Raw genomic sequence first — 14,772 nt, forward strand, 5'->3', positions numbered from 1 at the left:
CAGAAGGCCCCGCATCGCGGGGCCTTCGTGCATCGGCGTGGCGGCGGGATCAGCCGCTGACCGCGGCCACCGCGCGCGCCACGTACTCCAGGTTGCCCTGGTTGAGCGCGGCCACGCAGATGCGGCCGGTGCCCACGGCGTAGATGCCGTACTCGTCGCGCAGGCGGTCCACCTGCTCGCGGCTCAGGCCCGAGTAGGAGAACATGCCGGCCTGCTGGGAGATGAAGCCGAACTCCGGCCGGCCCAGCTCGGCCAGCTTGGCCACCAGGCCGGCACGCAGGGCGTGGATGCGCTCGCGCATCTGGCGCAGCTCCTCTTCCCACAGGCCGCGCAGCTCGGGGCTGGTGAGCACGCCGGCCACCAGCGAGGCGCCGTGCGCCGATGGGCTGGAGTAGATGGTGCGGATGATGCGCTTGATCTGCGACTGCACCGCCCTGGCCTGTTCGGCGGTGGCGGCGACCACGCTCAGCGCGCCCACGCGCTCGCCGTACAGCGAGAACGACTTGGAATAGGAGCTGGCGACGATGAAGCTGTCGATGCCGGCGTCCACCAGGATGCCGATCGCGGCCGCGTCCTCGGCGATGCCCTTGTCGAAGCCCTGGTAGGCCATGTCCACGAACGGGAACAGCTGGCGCTCCTTGAGCACCTGCGCCACCTGCTTCCACTGCTCGACGGTCAGGTCGGCGCCGGTGGGGTTGTGGCAGCAGGCGTGCAGCAGCACGGTGGTGCCCGGCTGCAGCTGCTGCAGGTCGGCCAGCATGCCGGCGAAGTCCACGCCATGGGTGGCGGCGTCGAAGTAGGTGTAGTCCCTGACCTCGAAGCCGGCGGCGCTGAACACCGCGCGGTGGTTCTCCCAGCTCGGGTTGCTCAGCGCCAGGGTGGCGTGCGGCAGCACCTTGCGCAGCAGCTCGGCGCCCACGCGCAGCGCGCCGGAACCGCCCACGGTCTGGGTGGTGGCGACGCGGCCGGCGGCCAGCAGCGGCGAATCCTTGCCGAACAGCAGCTCGCGGGTGGCCTGGGTGTAGGCCGGCAGGCCGTCGATCGGCAGGTAGCCGCGCGGGCGCGCCGCCGCGGCCAGCGACTGCTCCACCTGCTGCACCGCTTTGAGCAGCGGGATCCGTCCCTGTTCGTCGTAGTAGATGCCGACGCCCAGGTTGACCTTGGTGGCACGGGTATCGGCGTTGTACGCCTCGGTCAGGCCCAGGATCGGGTCGCCGGGGACCAGTTCGACGTTCGAGAAGAAGGACACGGCTTGGCTCTGTGCGGTGGGATGGGACGGGAACGGGCGCCGCCGTGGCGCGGCGGCGCAAAAACCGCCCAATCGTAACAGGGCCCCGGCGGCGGCTCGACCGTTTCCGCCGAGACCGTCGCCGCGCTCAGCGGCGCAGTTCCATGCCCAGCAGCAGGGCGCGGCCGGGACCGGGCTCGTAGTAGCGGCCGTTGGATTCGTTCACGATCACCGACCCGGCGTATTGCCGGTCCAGCACGTTGTCCACCCGCGCGAACGCGCGCAGGCGGCTGCCGCCGGCGTCCCAGCTGCGCGCGGCCTCCAGGTGCAGCAGGCCGTGGCCGGCGGCCGACTCGCTGCCGGCGTCGTTGACCGGCACCGCATCCAGGGCCAGGCCTTCCAGTGCCGCCTCCCAGGCCTGGCCACGCCACTGCAGCCGCGCCCAGCCCTGGCGCCGGGCCACGCCGGGGATCGCGGCGCCCGCGGCCACCTGGCCGAAGCCGTCGCTGAAGCGCGCATCCAGCCAGGTCGCGGCGACCTGCAGCGACCACGCCGCCGTCAGCGGCAGGTGCGCCGACAGCTCGGCGCCTTCGCGCCGCGCCCCGCCCACGTTGCGGAAGCTGGAGCGCCCGCCGCTGTTGCTGGCCACCGCCAGCTCGTCCTCGGTATCGACCCGGAACAGCGCCGCCTCGACCGCGGTGCCGGCATCGCGGCGCCACTTCAGCCCCAGCTCGAGGTTGTCGCTGCGCGCCGGGCGCAGGTCGAAGGCCAGGCCGGCGCCGCCATCGGCGCGGTAGGAGAGCTCGTTGAAGGTCGGGGTCTCGAAACCGCGCCCGGCCGACAGGTACAGGCGCAGATCGTCGCTGGCGCTGAACACCAGGCCGGCCACCGGGGTGAAGGCGGAGTAGCGCACCGAACCGCTGTCGTCCGGATTGCCGGCGGTGACGTAGCGGTCGTTGGCCTCGAACCGCACCTGGCTGTGGCGGGCACCGGCCTGCAGCGCCCAGCGCGGGGCCAGCTTCCACCAGGCCTGCAGGTACTGGTCGAAGCTGCGCACGGTATTGACCTCGTCGCGGCGCAGGGCGCCGCGCACGCCCAGGCGCGGGCCGCCGTCGCCGGGCAGGAAGTTCTCGTAGCCGTGGCGGTCCTGGCGCTGGCGCTCGAAGCTGGCGCCGGCGGTGAGTTCGAAACGGCCTCCCGCGTCCCGCCAGGCCACGCGCGCGTCGGCCCCGCCGTAGGCGCCATCCAGGTCGATCACCCCGCCGGAGTGCAGCGGATTGGCCTGCGCCGCCGGCGGCACCGCCAGGTACTGCACCACGTCGCGCTGCCCGGCCCAGCTGCTGGCGCGCAGGTTCCAGCCGCCGCCCAGCGGCTGCCGCCAGTGCAGGCCCAGCTGGTCCTGGCGCACCGACTTGCGGGTGTCGTAGTCGTGCGCGACCGCGGTCGCCTGGCGCGGGTCGGCCTGCATCTGCGCACGGGTCAGGCCCAGCGGGTCCTGCGCGTCGGGGGCGTGGAAGTGGTTGCCGACCAGCTCGATCCGGCCGCCACTTTCCAGGTCGCGGTGCAGGCGCGCGTTGAGCGAGCTGCGCCTGGCCTGGCCGTGGTCACGGTAGCCGTCGCTGTCGAGGACCGCGGCGGAGACGTTGTAGCCGGTGCCGCCGGCGGTGCCGCGCAGGCGCGCGCTGCCGGCCAGGTGGCCGTAGCGGCCGGCGGTGGCGCGCAGGTCCAGGCTGGGTTCGGGCGTGCCATCGGCGCTCCACAGCTGGACCACGCCGCCGGAGGAATTGCCGTACAGCGCCGAGAACGGGCCGCGCATGACCTCGATGCGGTCGCCGGCGGCCAGGGCGAAGTGCGAGACCTGGCCCTGGCCGTCGGGCATGGTCGCGGGGATGCCGTCGGCGTACAGGCGCACGCCGCGCACGCCGAAGGTGGAGCGCGCGCCAAAGCCGCGGATCGACAGCTGGGTGTCCTGGGCGCGGTTGCCGCGGTCGCGCGCCAGCAGGCCGGGAATGCCGGACAGCACCTCGGAGACATCGCTGCGCGGCCGCGCCGAACCGGCCTGCAGGTCGACCACGTCCAGCGAGGCCGGCAGCTCGAACGCGGGCACCGAATCCAGCCGCGCGGTGACGAGCACGCCAGGCAGGTCGGCCGGCACGCCCTCCGGTTCCGGGGCGGCGGTGGCGGCAACGGGAGTGAGCGCGCCGGTGGCGCCGGCCAGGAGCAGGGTCGCGGTCTTCATCGGGGGCCAATGGCGTGCAGAAGCGGGTGGCGCAAGTCTAGGCATGGCCCCGTTAGGTGTCCGCTACGGGCGCCGCTCATGGCAATGCGCAATGTGCTTCTGCCGAACCGTAGCGAGCCGGCAGCCCCGGGATAACCGCATCTTTACCCCCCGGGAGCGGCGCGCCGTTCCAATCGAAGGCGAACGATCCACGGAGGCAGCGCCATGCGCATCACCATCATCGGCGCCGGTTTCGCCGGCAGCGTCCTGGCGACCGAACTGGCCCGCATCGCCCCCACTGGCGTGGACCTGTGCCTGGTCGGCAATGCCGACGGCTTCGGCCGCGGCGTGGCCTACGGCGAGGCCCGCCCCGAGCACCTGCTCAACGTGCGCGCCCGCGAGATGGGCGCCACCGCCGACCAGCCGGCCGAGTTCGCGCGCTGGCTCAACCTCACCCGGCGCGCGGAGGACAGCTTCCTGCCGCGGCTGGTGTACGGCGAGTACCTGTACTCGCGGCTGCAGTCGGCAGCGCAGGTGTCGCTGGCCGGCTTCAGCCAGGTGCAGCAGGAGGCGGTGGCGGTGGAGCGCGAGGGCGACGCGTTCCGGGTGCTGCTGGCCGACGGCGCCGATTTCCTCACCGACCGGGTGGTGCTGGCGGTCGGCGCGCTGCCGCCGCAGCGGCTGCAGGGCGTCGGCCCGCGGCTGCTGGTGGACCCGGCCTACATCGCCTGGCCGTGGCAGAAGAACCTGCGCGGCGAGGACGCGCTGGCGCGGGTACCGGCGCAGGCCCGGGTGCTGGTGATCGGCACCGGCCTGACCATGGCCGACACCGTGGTCACCCTGCTGCGCCGCGGCCACCAGGGCCCGATCACCGCGATCTCGCGCCGCGGCCTGCTACCGCGCCCGCACCTGGCCGAACCCAGCCCCCCGATCGCGCTGCCGCCGACCGTGCTGCACGCGCTCAACAGCGGCGACGTGCGCCAGCTGCTGCGCGCGCTGCGCAGCCTGGCGCCGATCGTGCCGGACTGGCGCAGCCTGGTCGATGCGCTGCGCCCGTTCCTGCAGGGCTACTGGCGCGGGCTGGCGGACGTGCAGCGCGGCCGCTTCCTGCGCCACCTGCGCCCGTACTGGGAGGTGGTGCGCCACCGCCTGCCGCCCAGCGTGCACGAGGAGCTGGAACAGCTGCGCGGCGAGGGCCGCCTGGTGGTGCGCGCCGCGCGCCTGCTGCGCGCGCGCCGCGGCGAGGAAGCGGTGGAGGTGGTGCTGCGCGAGCGCGGCCAGGCGCACGCGCTGGCCGAGCAGTACGACGTGCTGGTGCGCGCCACCGGGCTGGACACCGACATCGAGCGCACCAGCCACCCGCTGGTCGGGCAGCTGCGCGACGCCGGGCTGGTCAGCCCCGATCCGTTCGGCCTGGGCCTGCGCGCCAACGAGCGCTTCGAGGCGCTGGACCGCCACGGCGCGCCGGTGCGCGGGCTGTACTGCATCGGCCCGCTGCTGCGCGGGCAGCTGTGGGAAATCATCGCCGTGCCGGAACTGCGGGTGGCCGCGCGCGAACTGGCCCAGCAGCTGCTGCGCGCGCCCGCGGCTTCGGTCCGGGTGCAGCGCGAGGGCGCCCTGCCGCGCGGCGCGCGTGCCCTGCGCGCCGGCGCGCGCTAGCGCCCGCGCCGGTTCAGACGTCGCCGTCCTCGGCCCAGCCCTCGCCGCTGCCGCGGTGCAGGACGCGGTCGCCGTCGCGCACCGCGCCGGCCGGCAGCGCCGGCAGCCCGGCCAGGCGCGCGTAGACCGGGGTGAAGTCCGGCGCGGTGGCGTCCATCAGCTGCTGGAAGCTGTCGATCACGAAATACGTCTTCTGGTAGGTGTCGATCCGGTAGCGGGTGCGCATGATCCGCTCCAGGTCGAAGCCGATCCGGTTGGGCGCGTCCGACTCCAGCGAATACTGCGACTCGCCCGCAGAGGACACGATGCCGGCGCCGTAGATGCGCAGCCCGCCGGCCTGGCGCACCAGGCCGAACTCCACCGTGTACCAGTACAGCCGGGTCAGGTTCTGCAGCGCCTCCGGGCCGATGCCGTGCGCCTTCACCCCGCCGCGGCCGTATGCCTGCATGTAGTCGGCGAACACCGGGTCCATCAGCAGCGGGACGTGGCCGAACAGGTCGTGGAACAGGTCCGGTTCGGCGATGTAGTCGATCTGCTCCGGGCGCCGGATCCACCAGGTGACCGGGAAGCGGCGGTTGGCCAGGTGCTCGAAGAAATCCAGCTCCGGCAGCAGGCCCTCGACGCCCACCAGGGTCCAGCCGGTGGTCGCGCCCAGCACCTCGTTGAGCTGGTCGAAGCGCGGGATCGCGCGCGCGTCCATGCCCATCGCGTCCTGGGCCCGCAGGAACTCGTCGCAGGCGCGGCCGACCAGCAGCCTGCGCTGGCGCTCGTAGAGCGTGCCCCAGGTGGCGTGGTCGTCGGCGCTGTAGTCGTCCCAGGGCTGCTCGACGATGGCGGTGGTGTAGACCGGGACATAGCCCTTGTCGGTCTGCAGGCGTTCGGATTCGACGCGGCGGGGCGTGGCCATGGCGGGGTCTCCGGAACTGGCGGGGCGTCCCCCAGCCTAGGACCGATCCCGCGCAACCGGGTTGCAAAGTTGCGGATATCCCGGCGCCTGGCGCAATGTTATTGCGTCACAACCGTGGTGCAATGCAACGAATGGCCGCCACCGTCGAACTCGACCGCACCGACCTGCGCCTGCTGGCCCTGCTGCAACAGGAAGGCCGCGCCGCCAATGCCGAACTGGCGGCGCGGGTGAACCTCAGCCCCTCGGCCTGCCTGCGCCGGATCCAGCGGCTGGAGGCCTCCGGGGTGGTCACCGGCTACGGCGCGCGCCTGGACCCGCGCGCGCTGGGCCTGGGCCTGCAGGCCTTCGTCCGGGTGCAGCTGGAGAAGCACGGCACGCCCGGCATCGACCGCTTCGTCGCCCATGTGCAGGACTGGGAGGAGGTGGTGGCCTGCCATGCCCTGACCGGCGACATGGACTACCTGCTGCACGTCTACGTCGAGGACCTGGAGCACTTCTCGCGCTTCCTGCTCGACCGCCTGCTCAACAACACCGGGGTGGCCGACGTGAACTCCAGCTTCGTGCTGCGCACCGTGAAGGAATCCCGCGGCCTGCCACTGCCGCGGCGCTAAGGTGGCGGCAACCTGCCCGGCGGGAGTTGCCATGTACAAGGTCATCGGAGGCGTGCCGATCCAGCCGGTGCACCGCGCCAGCTGCCACTGCGGCGCGGTGCGGCTGGAGGTGGAACTGCCGGACGGCGTGGTCGACCCGCGCCGCTGCGACTGCTCGCTGTGCCGGCGCAAGGGCACGATCGTGGCCACCGTGCCGCTGCACCGCCTGCGCGTGGCCGCCGGCCGGGAGCACCTGCGCCTGTACCAGTTGAACACCATGACCGCGCGCCACTGGTTCTGCGGCATATGCGGCATCCACACCCACCACCAGCGGCGCTTGGACCCCAACGAGTACGGGCTCAACGTCGCCTGCCTGGAGGGCATCAATCCTTTCGACCTGGGCGAGGTGCCGACCAGCGACGGCATCAACCATCCCTCCGACCGCGCGCCCGGCTGAGCGTCCCGGGGGATGGCCGACGGCACGGGTGCGCGGCGCCTTGCAGCGTCGATAACCCCCCTGCCCCGGTCCGTGGACACACAGGCAAGGGGGACGCCATGAAACCGTTGCTGTTGACCGCCGCAGCCACCCTGCTGCTGGCTTCCTGCGCCAGCGCATGGCCGGATCGCGCCGACCCGGGCGCAATCACCGACCTGCCCCCACGCTTCCAGGTGCTCGACGCCGCTACCGGCGCCACCTCGCCGGTGGCCGGGCCGGCCTGCCGCAGCCCGCTGCTGGATCCGCGCGACGGCACCCGCCTGCGCCTGCTGCGCTCCACCGGCGGCCTGGGCGACTACACGCCGGAAACGACGCCGCGCTACGGCCTGTCCGCGCGCCAGGCGCTGCGCATCGACTGCAATACCGGCATCGCCATCGGCGCGGTGCCCGCGCCGCGGTGACGCTGCCTTGCGGCGCGAGTTGGCTCCAGGTGCCAGGCAGCAGGTCGGGTCAGTGCGCGACCGGAAGGTTCCAGTTCTCGGCCTCCTGTCCGCAGCGCTGTTTGCGGCGCTCTGGTGGCTCAAGTTCGTAGGCACCGAAGGACAGGCGCCATCGCGGGCACTGGTGGTCAGCTTCGTGCTGGCGCTGCTGCATGGCTGGCCGGCCCTGTTTGCCTTGATGCGCAGCCCCGGGGCCGGTCCGTTCGGCCGCTCGGTGCGTGCGGCCTTGATCGTGCTGGCGCCTGTCGCCGTCGTGCTGGCGCTTGCCGCTTGCGACGTCCTGCTGCCGGCGGCGGCGTGGCCGGATACGGCCACTGGCATCTGGCTGTTCTGCCAGCTTGTTGCGGTGCCGGCGTGCTGGGCACTCGCCCGCCTGGACTTTGCACGCCGTCGCTCGTCGGCCTGACGCTTCACCCGGTCAGGTGCAGCAGGACGCGTGGCGCGCTCCCGTCGCCCGGCGGGCAGGACGACGGTAGCCAATGACGCCGGCGCGGACGGGGCGGCCGCGCCGCGTGGTGTCAGAAGCGGTTGTCGCCGTCCAGGATGCGGCCCAGCCCGCCCAGCACCGAGCCTTCGCCGCGGTTATGGCCGCCGGCCTGCGGCGCGGCCTGCAGCATGCGTCCGGCCAGGCGCGAGAACGGCAGCGACTGCAGCCAGACCTTGCCCGGTCCGGTCAGGGTGGCCAGGAACACGCCCTCGCCGCCAAACAGCATGCTCTTGATGCCGCCGACCGGGCGCACGTCCATGCTGACGCTGGCGTGGTAGCCGACCACGCAGCCGGTATCCACGTCGATGCGCTCGCCGGCGGCCAGCTCGCGCTCGACCACGCAGCCGCCGGCATGGATGAACACCCAGCCGTCGCCCTCGAGCTTCTGCATGATGAAGCCCTCGCCGCCGAACAGGCCGGTGAGGATGCGGCGCTGGAAATGCACGCCGACCTGCACGCCGCGCGCGCCGGCCAGGAAGCTGTCCTTCTGGCAGATGATGCGGCCGCCGTGCTCGTCCAGCTTCATCGCCAGCACCGTGCCCGGGTAGGGCGCGGCGAAGGCCACCTTGGCCTTGCCGCTGCCGGTGTGGGTGAACATGGTGGTGAACAGGCTCTCGCCGGTGATCACGCGCTTGCCGGCCGCCAGCAGCTTGTCCATGAAGCCGCCGCCCTGGCCGCGGTGCGAGCCGTCGCCGAAGAGGGTGTCCATCTGCACCGCGGCGTCCTTGAACATCAGCGCGCCGGCCTCGGCGATGGCGCTCTCGCCCGGGTCCAGTTCGATCTCGACGAACTGCATCTCCTGGCCGTGGATGCGGAACTCGATCTCGTCGGCGCGGCCGCGGCCGGCATTGCGCGGCAGCGGCGGCGGCGTGGCGGCCGGGTCGCCGGGCACGCCGTCGACCAGCTCGGCGAGGTTGCGCACCGGCAGCCAGTCGCCCATGCCCTCGCGCCAGGCCAGCAGGCCGGGGTTGCGCGCGGCCTCGGCGCGCGCGCTGTCGGTGTCCATGGGGCCGAGGCGGCGGTTGCTCGCGGGGTCGTGCAGGTACCACTGGGTCATGGCGGCCTCCTGGGGGGGAATCGCGGGCCGAGTCTAGGACCGCGCGCCGGGATGCGCAGGTGCCGGATGTCAGCCCGGCACCAGGGGCCACGCCCGGTGTTCAGCCGGGGTTGGCGGCCACCTGCAGCACCGCGGCTTCGGCGGCGCAGTCGCGTTGCGGTACGCGGCCGGCGGCGCGCGCGGCAGCGAGCTCGCGGCGCGCGGCGGCCAGGTCGGCCTGGAACGCCGGCTCGGCCTGCAGCCGGGCGAAGGTGGCCATGCCCATGAAGCGGCCCTCGACCACGTCGCTGGTCCAGTGCACGTTGCACACCACCCGGCTCTCGCCGAAGGCGCGGCCGCGCGCCAGCAGGGCATCGCTGTGGCCCGGCGCGGCCTGCGCCAGCACCAGCGACCACAGCGTGCCGATCGCGGTATGCCCGGAGGGATAGGAACCACTGTGCGCCAGGCGTGCCTCGTCCTGCGGGGTGCAGGTGGGCGCGTGGTTGGCCAGGAACGGCCGCGGGCGCTTGTAGTGGTCCTTGGCCTTGCGGGTGGAGCGGGAAGCATCGGCCAGGCTGCGGCGCAGCAGGCGCCAGGTGGCCGGGGTGTGTTGCAGGTCGATCTCCACGCCCAGGGCGCAGGCGAACAGCGGCGCGGCCTGCGGGAACTGCAGCTCCGCGTCCACCGCGGCCTGGGCGAAGCGCGGGGTACCGTGCAGCGCCAGCGCCGCTTGCATGCGCGCCTGGTCCAGCGCGGCCGCTTCTCCGGACGGCGGCGGCGGCAGCAGGGCCAGGCTGTCGGGCACGGCGGCGTCGGGCAGGTAGCCGATGGCCCAGCCGGGCCGGCTTTCCGGCACGCCGTCGGCGGCCAGTGCGGGCGCGGGCGGGGTGGGGCGCGCGCTGCACGCGGCCAGCGCGGCGCCAAGCAGGACGGGAACCAGGGCCCGCCGCCAGCGGGCCGGCGCGGGGGCGGAAGCGGAAGGCATGGGAGGTCCTGCGCAGGGGAACAGGCCGCCGATTATCCGCGGCCCACCGTGGGCGCGGATGTGCGGGCGGTCATGCCGCCGGGCTCAGGGCTCCGCGGGAGGTCCGCGCCGCGGCGGCGGGAAGCGCAGCACCACGCCGCGCACCGGTGGCCGACGGTGCCACAGCACCGGCACGTCGCGCGGCGGCGGGGGTTCCAGGGTGTCGGCGTCGGTGCCGGCCTGGGGGGAGCCGGCGTCCTCCTCTTCGTCCTCCCAGCTGTAGCGCGGGCGTGGCGGCAGCGGGTCCGCGCGCCACCACAGCAGGCCGGCGAGCAGGCCTGCCAGCGCCCCGCCCAGGTGCGACTGCCACGACACCCCGGGCTCGTGCGGGAGCACGGTCACCAGCATGCTGCCGTAGAACAGGAAGCCGATCATGCCGACGGCGATCGAGGCGCGGTCGCGCCGGCGCAGGCCCAGCACGGCGACCATGAACATCAGGCCATGGGTCAGGCCGCTGGCGCCGAGGTGGCGGCTGCCCGGATCGCCCAGCAGCCAGGCGCCCAGGCCCGAGCCCAGCCACAGCAGCGGCAGTGCGCGCAGGGTGGCGCGCGGATACACCGCGCCGGCGAGGGTGCCGAGGATCAGGATCGCGCCGGCATTGGCGCCCAGGTGCTCCGGCGAGCCGTGCAGCAACGGCGCGGCGAGCAGGCCGATCCACTGGCCGATGTCGCGCGGCGCCACTGCCAGGGCGCGCACGTCCAGCCCGGGCTGGGAAACGAACACCACTAGCAGCAGGAACACGAAGGCCAGGCTGGCGTTGAAGGCGCGCAGGATCCTGCGCCGGTCGCTGCCGGCCTGGGGCATGGGTTCGGTAGGGGCGTCCATGAACCCTGCATGGCGCCTGCCTGGCGCCGAATCAACCGGGTCCGGACAAAAAGAAGGGCGCGGGAGGGCGCGCCCAAGGAGTCACTCACCCTGCCGGGAGAGAGAGAGAAGGCAGCACCGGGAGAGCCCGGTCGCCGGGTCCGGCGGCCACCCTGCCAGGCGCCGGACCAATGCACGGCGCAACGTTGTCACAGGCGTCGTTAACGTTTCATCTGTGACCCGTGAAGCCGGCATTGGGCGGCCGCGGTTACTGCCGCAGGTCGCGTAGCGGCGCCGGCGCCGGTTGCCCCGGGGTGGCGCGCCAGGGGTTGATGTCCAGGCCGCCGCGGCGGGTATAGCGCGCCTCCACCGACAGCCACTGCGGCCGGCAGCGGGCCAGCACGTCCAGGAAGATCTGCTCCACGCACTGCTCGTGGAAGCCGGCATGCTCGCGGTAGCCGGCCAGGTAGCGCAGCAGGCTGCCGCGGTCGATGCGCGGGCCGCGGTAGCGCAGGTGCACGCTGCCCCAGTCCGGCTGGCCGGTCACCGGGCAGTTGGACTTGAGCAGGCCCGAGTGCAGGTATTCCTCGGCCACCTCGGCCGGATCGGCGCGCAGCACTTCCGCCTGCGGCGGGCCGTAGTGGTCGATGTCCACGTCGGCATCGTCGATGCTGGCGCCTTCGGCGCCTGCCGCCATCGGCGGCAGGCCGAACTCCACCCGCACCGCGGCGCCGGCCGCCTGCGACAGGTCCGCGGCGATGCGTGCGCGCAGCGCGCCGGCATCGGCGAAGCGCTCGCCGTTGAGCGAGTTGAGGTACAGCTTGAACGACTTGGACTCGACCAGGCAGGGCGAATCAGCCGGCACCAGCACGGTCGCGGTGGCCGCCTGCGGGCGGCCGCGGCCGTCCAGCCAGCCCAGTTCGTAGGCATGCCAGCGGTCGTGGCCGGTGAATGGCAGCGCCGCGCCTGCCTGCAGGCCCAGTTCGGCGCGGGCGCCGGCGCGCGGGATCGGGAACAGCAGCGTCGGGTCGTAGCGGGTCGGGTAGGCGACCTCGCGGCCGAGGCTGGAATCGTGCGGGGTATTCATCGGCACATTCTAGGGAAGCGCGCCTGCACGGCGCTTGTCCGCCTCAGCGCGGCGCCAGCGCGATCAGGGCGATGGCGGCGATGGCCAGGGCGATGGCGGCGCGGTTGAGCCGGGAGGTGGGTTCGCCGAAGGCCAGCACGCCGACCAGGGTGCCGGCCACGACCACGCCGATGTTCATGGTCGCGAACACCGTGGCCGGGCTGTCCGGCAGCGCCTGGTGGGCGCGCACGTAGAACACGATGTTGCCGAAGTTGAGCAGCCCCAGGGCCAGGCCCGCGGCGGCGTGGCGCAGCCCCGGGCGCATGCCTTGCGCCAGCATCCGCCACAGCTGCCAGGCGGACATGCCGAAGAACGCCAGCACGAAGGCCACCAGCAGCGCGGCCGATGCCGGGGTGCCGGCCATGGCCAGGCGCTTGAGCACCACGTCGACCACGGCGAAGCCGGCCCATACCGCCAGCAGCAGGAGCCAGCCGCGACTGCCGGAGGGCGCACCGGCCGGGCGTGCCAGGATGCCCAGCACCGCCAGCAGGCCCAGGCCGAGGCCGGCCAGCTTCATCGCCCCGGCGCGCTCACCGAAGAACACGAAAGCCGCGGCCAGCGACAGCAGCAACGACAGCCGCTGGGCCACGTCGGTGCGCACGATGCCGGCGTGGCGCACCGCCGCGGCCAGCACCAGGAACAGGGTCGGCAACAGCGCCGCCAGCACCAGCAGCGCACCCCAGGGTGCGCCAGGCTGGTGCAGGGCGGCCGCCGGCGGCTTGAGCAGCCAGGCCGACAGCAGGGCCGCGGCCAGGTAGTTCCAGGTGACCATCTGGCCCACGTCCCAGCCGCGGCGCGGCGCCAGCTTCAGCAGCACCGAGACCAGGACGCTGCAGGTCACGCTGAGCAGGAGGAAATGCATGCGCGGGGAGGCGGGCGGGAAGGCGCCATTGTCGCCGAGTGGCGGGCGCGGCAGCCACACCGGCGCCGCGCGGCCGGTCTGTATCATGTGCGCATGACCGCAAGCGCCTTCCCCGACGAGTCGACCACCCTGATGCTGCCCGGCCCGGCCGGCGCGCTGGAGGTGGCCGTGGACCTGCCCGAACCGGGCGACGCCCGCCCGCTGGTGGCGGTGGTCTGCCACCCGCTGCCGACCGAGGGTGGGACCATGCACAACAAGGTGGTGACCATGGTCGCGCGCGCGCTGCGCGAGCTGGGCGCGACCACGGTGCGCTTCAACTTCCGCGGCACCGGCGCCTCCGAGGGCGAGTTCGACCGCGGCGTCGGCGAGCGCGAGGACCTGCGCGCGGTGGTGGACTGGGTGCGCGCCGCGCGCCCGGGCCAGGCGCTGTGGCTGGCCGGGTTCAGCTTCGGCTCCTACGTCAGCCTGTCCAGCGCCGCCGAGCTGGCGCCCGATGCGCTGATCTCGATCGCGCCGCCGGTGGCCGGACGCGGCTGGGACTTCTCCGGCATCCAGATCCCCGAGGTGCCGTGGCTGGTGGTGCAGGGCGACCAGGACGAGATCGTCGACCCGCAGGCGGTGTACGACTGGATCGATTCGCTGCCGCGCAAACCGCAGCTGGTGCGCATGCCCGAGACCAGCCACTTCTTCCACCGCAAGCTGATCGACCTGCGCGGCGCCATCCAGCACGAGGTCAAGGGCTGGCTGTCGCAGGCATGAGCGCAAGCGGCGTGCGCACCCCCTCGCAGGTCTACGCCGAGGGCGCCGCGGCCGGGCGCTGGCGCGACGACCCGGCGCAGCACCCGGCCCTGCGCGAGCTGGACCGCATCCACCAGGCGCTGCTGGCGCCGCCTTCCGGCGGCCTGCTGTCGCGCCTGTTCGCGCGCCCGGCGGCGCCGGTGCGCGGCCTGTACTACTGGGGCGAGGTCGGGCGCGGCAAGACCTTCGTGGTCGACCTGTTCTACGAATCGCTGCCGTTGCCGGTGTACTCGCCGGGCACGGACAAGCCGCAGGTCAGCAACGGCAAGTACCGCACCCACTTCCACCGCTTCATGCGCGGCGTGCACGAGCGCCTGCGCGAGCACGCCGGCGAGGCCGACCCGCTGGCGCACATCGCCCGGCGCTGGCGCGGCGCGCTGAAGGTGCTGGTGCTGGACGAGTTCTTCGTCACCGACATCGGCGACGCCATGCTGCTGGCGCGCCTGCTGGAGCGGATGTTCGCCGAGGGCGTGACCCTGGTGACCACCTCCAACACCGCGCCGGAGAACCTGTACCGCGACGGCCTGCAGCGCGCCAGCTTCCTGCCGGCGATCGACCTGCTGCAGCAGCACTGCACCGTCCTGCGCTCCGATGGCCAGGAGGACTACCGCCTGCGCGCGCTGACCCGTTCCCCGGTGTACCGCGCGCCGCTGGACGAAGGCTCCGACGCCTGGCTGGCCGAGCGCTGGCGCGAGCTGAGCGGTGGCGACGCGGCCCACGCGTGCAACATCGAGATCGACGCGCGCAAGATCCCGGTGCGCGGCCGCGGCAAGAGCATCGCCTGGTTCGACTTCGCCGCGCTGTGCGACGGCCCGCGCGGCACCACCGACTACATCGAGATCGCGCGCGAGTTCAACACCGTGCTGCTGGGCGGCATCCCGCGCATGGGCGCGGTGAACGAGGACGCGGCACGGCGCTTCGTCAACCTGGTTGACGAGCTGTACGACCGCCAGGTCAACCTGGTGTGCACCGCCGACGCGGCCCCGCCGCAACTGTACGAAGGCCAGCGCCTGGGCGGCGCGTTCGAGCGCACCGCTTCGCGCCTGATCGAGATGCAGAGCGCCGAGTACCTGGCCACCCCGCACCGCGCCTGAGCC

General features: G+C 73.4%; 15 protein-coding genes. 7 read left to right on the forward strand and 8 right to left on the reverse strand.

Annotated features, from left to right (window positions below; all coding sequences use genetic code 11):
• Positions 1-49 precede the first annotated feature (49 nt).
• On the reverse strand, positions 50-1,249 hold the full coding sequence (locus tag PSEJ31_RS0100395; RefSeq protein WP_028914308.1) for an amino acid aminotransferase: 1,200 nt from the start codon (positions 1,247-1,249) through the stop codon (positions 50-52).
• 127 nt (positions 1,250-1,376) lie between these two features.
• Complete coding sequence (locus PSEJ31_RS0100400; RefSeq protein WP_051403589.1) at positions 1,377-3,467, reverse strand: TonB-dependent receptor; 2,091 nt, start codon at positions 3,465-3,467, stop codon at positions 1,377-1,379.
• A gap of 204 nt (positions 3,468-3,671) precedes the next feature.
• Here PSEJ31_RS0100400 and PSEJ31_RS0100405 point away from each other — a divergent pair, with 204 nt between their 5' ends.
• Positions 3,672-5,105, forward strand: a complete 1,434-nt coding sequence (locus PSEJ31_RS0100405) for an FAD/NAD(P)-binding protein (protein WP_028914310.1) — start codon at positions 3,672-3,674, stop codon at positions 5,103-5,105.
• A gap of 13 nt (positions 5,106-5,118) precedes the next feature.
• Here PSEJ31_RS0100405 and phhA read toward each other — a convergent pair whose 3' ends face one another.
• A complete protein-coding gene (gene phhA / locus PSEJ31_RS0100410; protein ID WP_028914311.1) occupies positions 5,119-6,012 on the reverse strand; it encodes a phenylalanine 4-monooxygenase in 894 nt (297 codons plus the stop codon).
• Between the two features lie 131 nt (positions 6,013-6,143).
• Between phhA and PSEJ31_RS0100415 the strand changes: the two genes are divergently transcribed.
• The 4 genes from PSEJ31_RS0100415 to PSEJ31_RS0100430 all read left to right on the forward strand — a co-directional run bounded on the left by PSEJ31_RS0100415 (position 6,144) and on the right by PSEJ31_RS0100430 (position 7,944).
• A complete protein-coding gene (locus PSEJ31_RS0100415) occupies positions 6,144-6,623 on the forward strand; it encodes an Lrp/AsnC family transcriptional regulator (RefSeq protein WP_019397422.1) in 480 nt (159 codons plus the stop codon).
• Positions 6,624-6,654: 31 nt separating this feature from the next.
• Positions 6,655-7,059: a GFA family protein gene (locus PSEJ31_RS0100420; RefSeq protein ID WP_028914312.1), complete on the forward strand. Its 405-nt coding sequence runs from the start codon at positions 6,655-6,657 to the stop codon at positions 7,057-7,059.
• A gap of 98 nt (positions 7,060-7,157) precedes the next feature.
• Positions 7,158-7,499, forward strand: coding sequence for a hypothetical protein (locus PSEJ31_RS15460; RefSeq protein WP_125109166.1), 342 nt, complete (start codon positions 7,158-7,160; stop codon positions 7,497-7,499).
• Between the two features lie 52 nt (positions 7,500-7,551).
• Complete coding sequence (locus PSEJ31_RS0100430) at positions 7,552-7,944, forward strand: hypothetical protein (protein WP_147208323.1); 393 nt, start codon at positions 7,552-7,554, stop codon at positions 7,942-7,944.
• A gap of 112 nt (positions 7,945-8,056) precedes the next feature.
• On the opposite strand, the gene PSEJ31_RS0100435 is transcribed toward PSEJ31_RS0100430, so the two are convergent.
• The 5 genes from PSEJ31_RS0100435 to PSEJ31_RS0100455 all read right to left on the reverse strand — a co-directional run bounded on the left by PSEJ31_RS0100435 (position 8,057) and on the right by PSEJ31_RS0100455 (position 12,877).
• Positions 8,057-9,082, reverse strand: a complete 1,026-nt coding sequence (locus PSEJ31_RS0100435) for a TIGR00266 family protein (RefSeq protein WP_028914313.1) — start codon at positions 9,080-9,082, stop codon at positions 8,057-8,059.
• Positions 9,083-9,182: 100 nt separating this feature from the next.
• Positions 9,183-10,046 (reverse strand): phosphatase PAP2 family protein, encoded by an 864-nt coding sequence (locus PSEJ31_RS0100440; RefSeq protein ID WP_028914314.1) that lies wholly within the window; start codon positions 10,044-10,046, stop codon positions 9,183-9,185.
• Positions 10,047-10,130: 84 nt separating this feature from the next.
• Positions 10,131-10,910, reverse strand: a complete 780-nt coding sequence (locus PSEJ31_RS0100445) for a rhomboid family intramembrane serine protease (protein ID WP_037034182.1) — start codon at positions 10,908-10,910, stop codon at positions 10,131-10,133.
• Between the two features lie 247 nt (positions 10,911-11,157).
• The gene (queF, locus tag PSEJ31_RS0100450) at positions 11,158-11,976 is read right to left on the reverse strand and encodes an NADPH-dependent 7-cyano-7-deazaguanine reductase QueF (protein WP_019397429.1); all 819 of its coding nucleotides are present in this window, start codon (positions 11,974-11,976) and stop codon (positions 11,158-11,160) included.
• A 43-nt stretch (positions 11,977-12,019) separates the two neighbouring features.
• A complete protein-coding gene (locus PSEJ31_RS0100455) occupies positions 12,020-12,877 on the reverse strand; it encodes an EamA family transporter (protein WP_026010252.1) in 858 nt (285 codons plus the stop codon).
• Between the two features lie 93 nt (positions 12,878-12,970).
• Between PSEJ31_RS0100455 and PSEJ31_RS0100460 the strand changes: the two genes are divergently transcribed.
• Complete coding sequence (locus PSEJ31_RS0100460) at positions 12,971-13,636, forward strand: alpha/beta hydrolase (protein WP_028914316.1); 666 nt, start codon at positions 12,971-12,973, stop codon at positions 13,634-13,636.
• Positions 13,633-14,769 (forward strand): cell division protein ZapE, encoded by a 1,137-nt coding sequence (zapE, locus tag PSEJ31_RS0100465; protein ID WP_028914317.1) that lies wholly within the window; start codon positions 13,633-13,635, stop codon positions 14,767-14,769. Before PSEJ31_RS0100460 ends, zapE begins: the two co-directional genes overlap by 4 nt.
• Positions 14,770-14,772 lie beyond the last annotated feature (3 nt).

Source organism: Pseudoxanthomonas sp. J31, from assembly GCF_000510725.1.
Classification (GTDB): Bacteria; Pseudomonadota; Gammaproteobacteria; order Xanthomonadales; family Xanthomonadaceae; genus Pseudoxanthomonas.

Excerpts from the sequence above, each read along its gene's own strand:
- PSEJ31_RS0100400 (WP_051403589.1), bottom strand. The coding sequence starts at position 3,467 with ATGAAGACCGCGACCCTGCTCCTGGCCGGCGCCACCGGCGCGCTCACT.
- zapE (WP_028914317.1), top strand. The coding sequence starts at position 13,633 with ATGAGCGCAAGCGGCGTGCGCACCCCCTCGCAGGTCTACGCCGAGGGC.
- PSEJ31_RS0100455 (WP_026010252.1), bottom strand. The coding sequence starts at position 12,877 with ATGCATTTCCTCCTGCTCAGCGTGACCTGCAGCGTCCTGGTCTCGGTG.
- PSEJ31_RS0100415 (WP_019397422.1), top strand. The coding sequence starts at position 6,144 with ATGGCCGCCACCGTCGAACTCGACCGCACCGACCTGCGCCTGCTGGCC.
- PSEJ31_RS0100420 (WP_028914312.1), top strand. The coding sequence starts at position 6,655 with ATGTACAAGGTCATCGGAGGCGTGCCGATCCAGCCGGTGCACCGCGCC.
- PSEJ31_RS15460 (WP_125109166.1), top strand. The coding sequence starts at position 7,158 with ATGAAACCGTTGCTGTTGACCGCCGCAGCCACCCTGCTGCTGGCTTCC.
- PSEJ31_RS0100460 (WP_028914316.1), top strand. The coding sequence starts at position 12,971 with ATGACCGCAAGCGCCTTCCCCGACGAGTCGACCACCCTGATGCTGCCC.
- phhA (WP_028914311.1), bottom strand. The coding sequence starts at position 6,012 with ATGGCCACGCCCCGCCGCGTCGAATCCGAACGCCTGCAGACCGACAAG.
- PSEJ31_RS0100445 (WP_037034182.1), bottom strand. The coding sequence starts at position 10,910 with ATGGACGCCCCTACCGAACCCATGCCCCAGGCCGGCAGCGACCGGCGC.
- queF (WP_019397429.1), bottom strand. The coding sequence starts at position 11,976 with ATGAATACCCCGCACGATTCCAGCCTCGGCCGCGAGGTCGCCTACCCG.
- PSEJ31_RS0100440 (WP_028914314.1), bottom strand. The coding sequence starts at position 10,046 with ATGCCTTCCGCTTCCGCCCCCGCGCCGGCCCGCTGGCGGCGGGCCCTG.
- PSEJ31_RS0100435 (WP_028914313.1), bottom strand. The coding sequence starts at position 9,082 with ATGACCCAGTGGTACCTGCACGACCCCGCGAGCAACCGCCGCCTCGGC.
- PSEJ31_RS0100405 (WP_028914310.1), top strand. The coding sequence starts at position 3,672 with ATGCGCATCACCATCATCGGCGCCGGTTTCGCCGGCAGCGTCCTGGCG.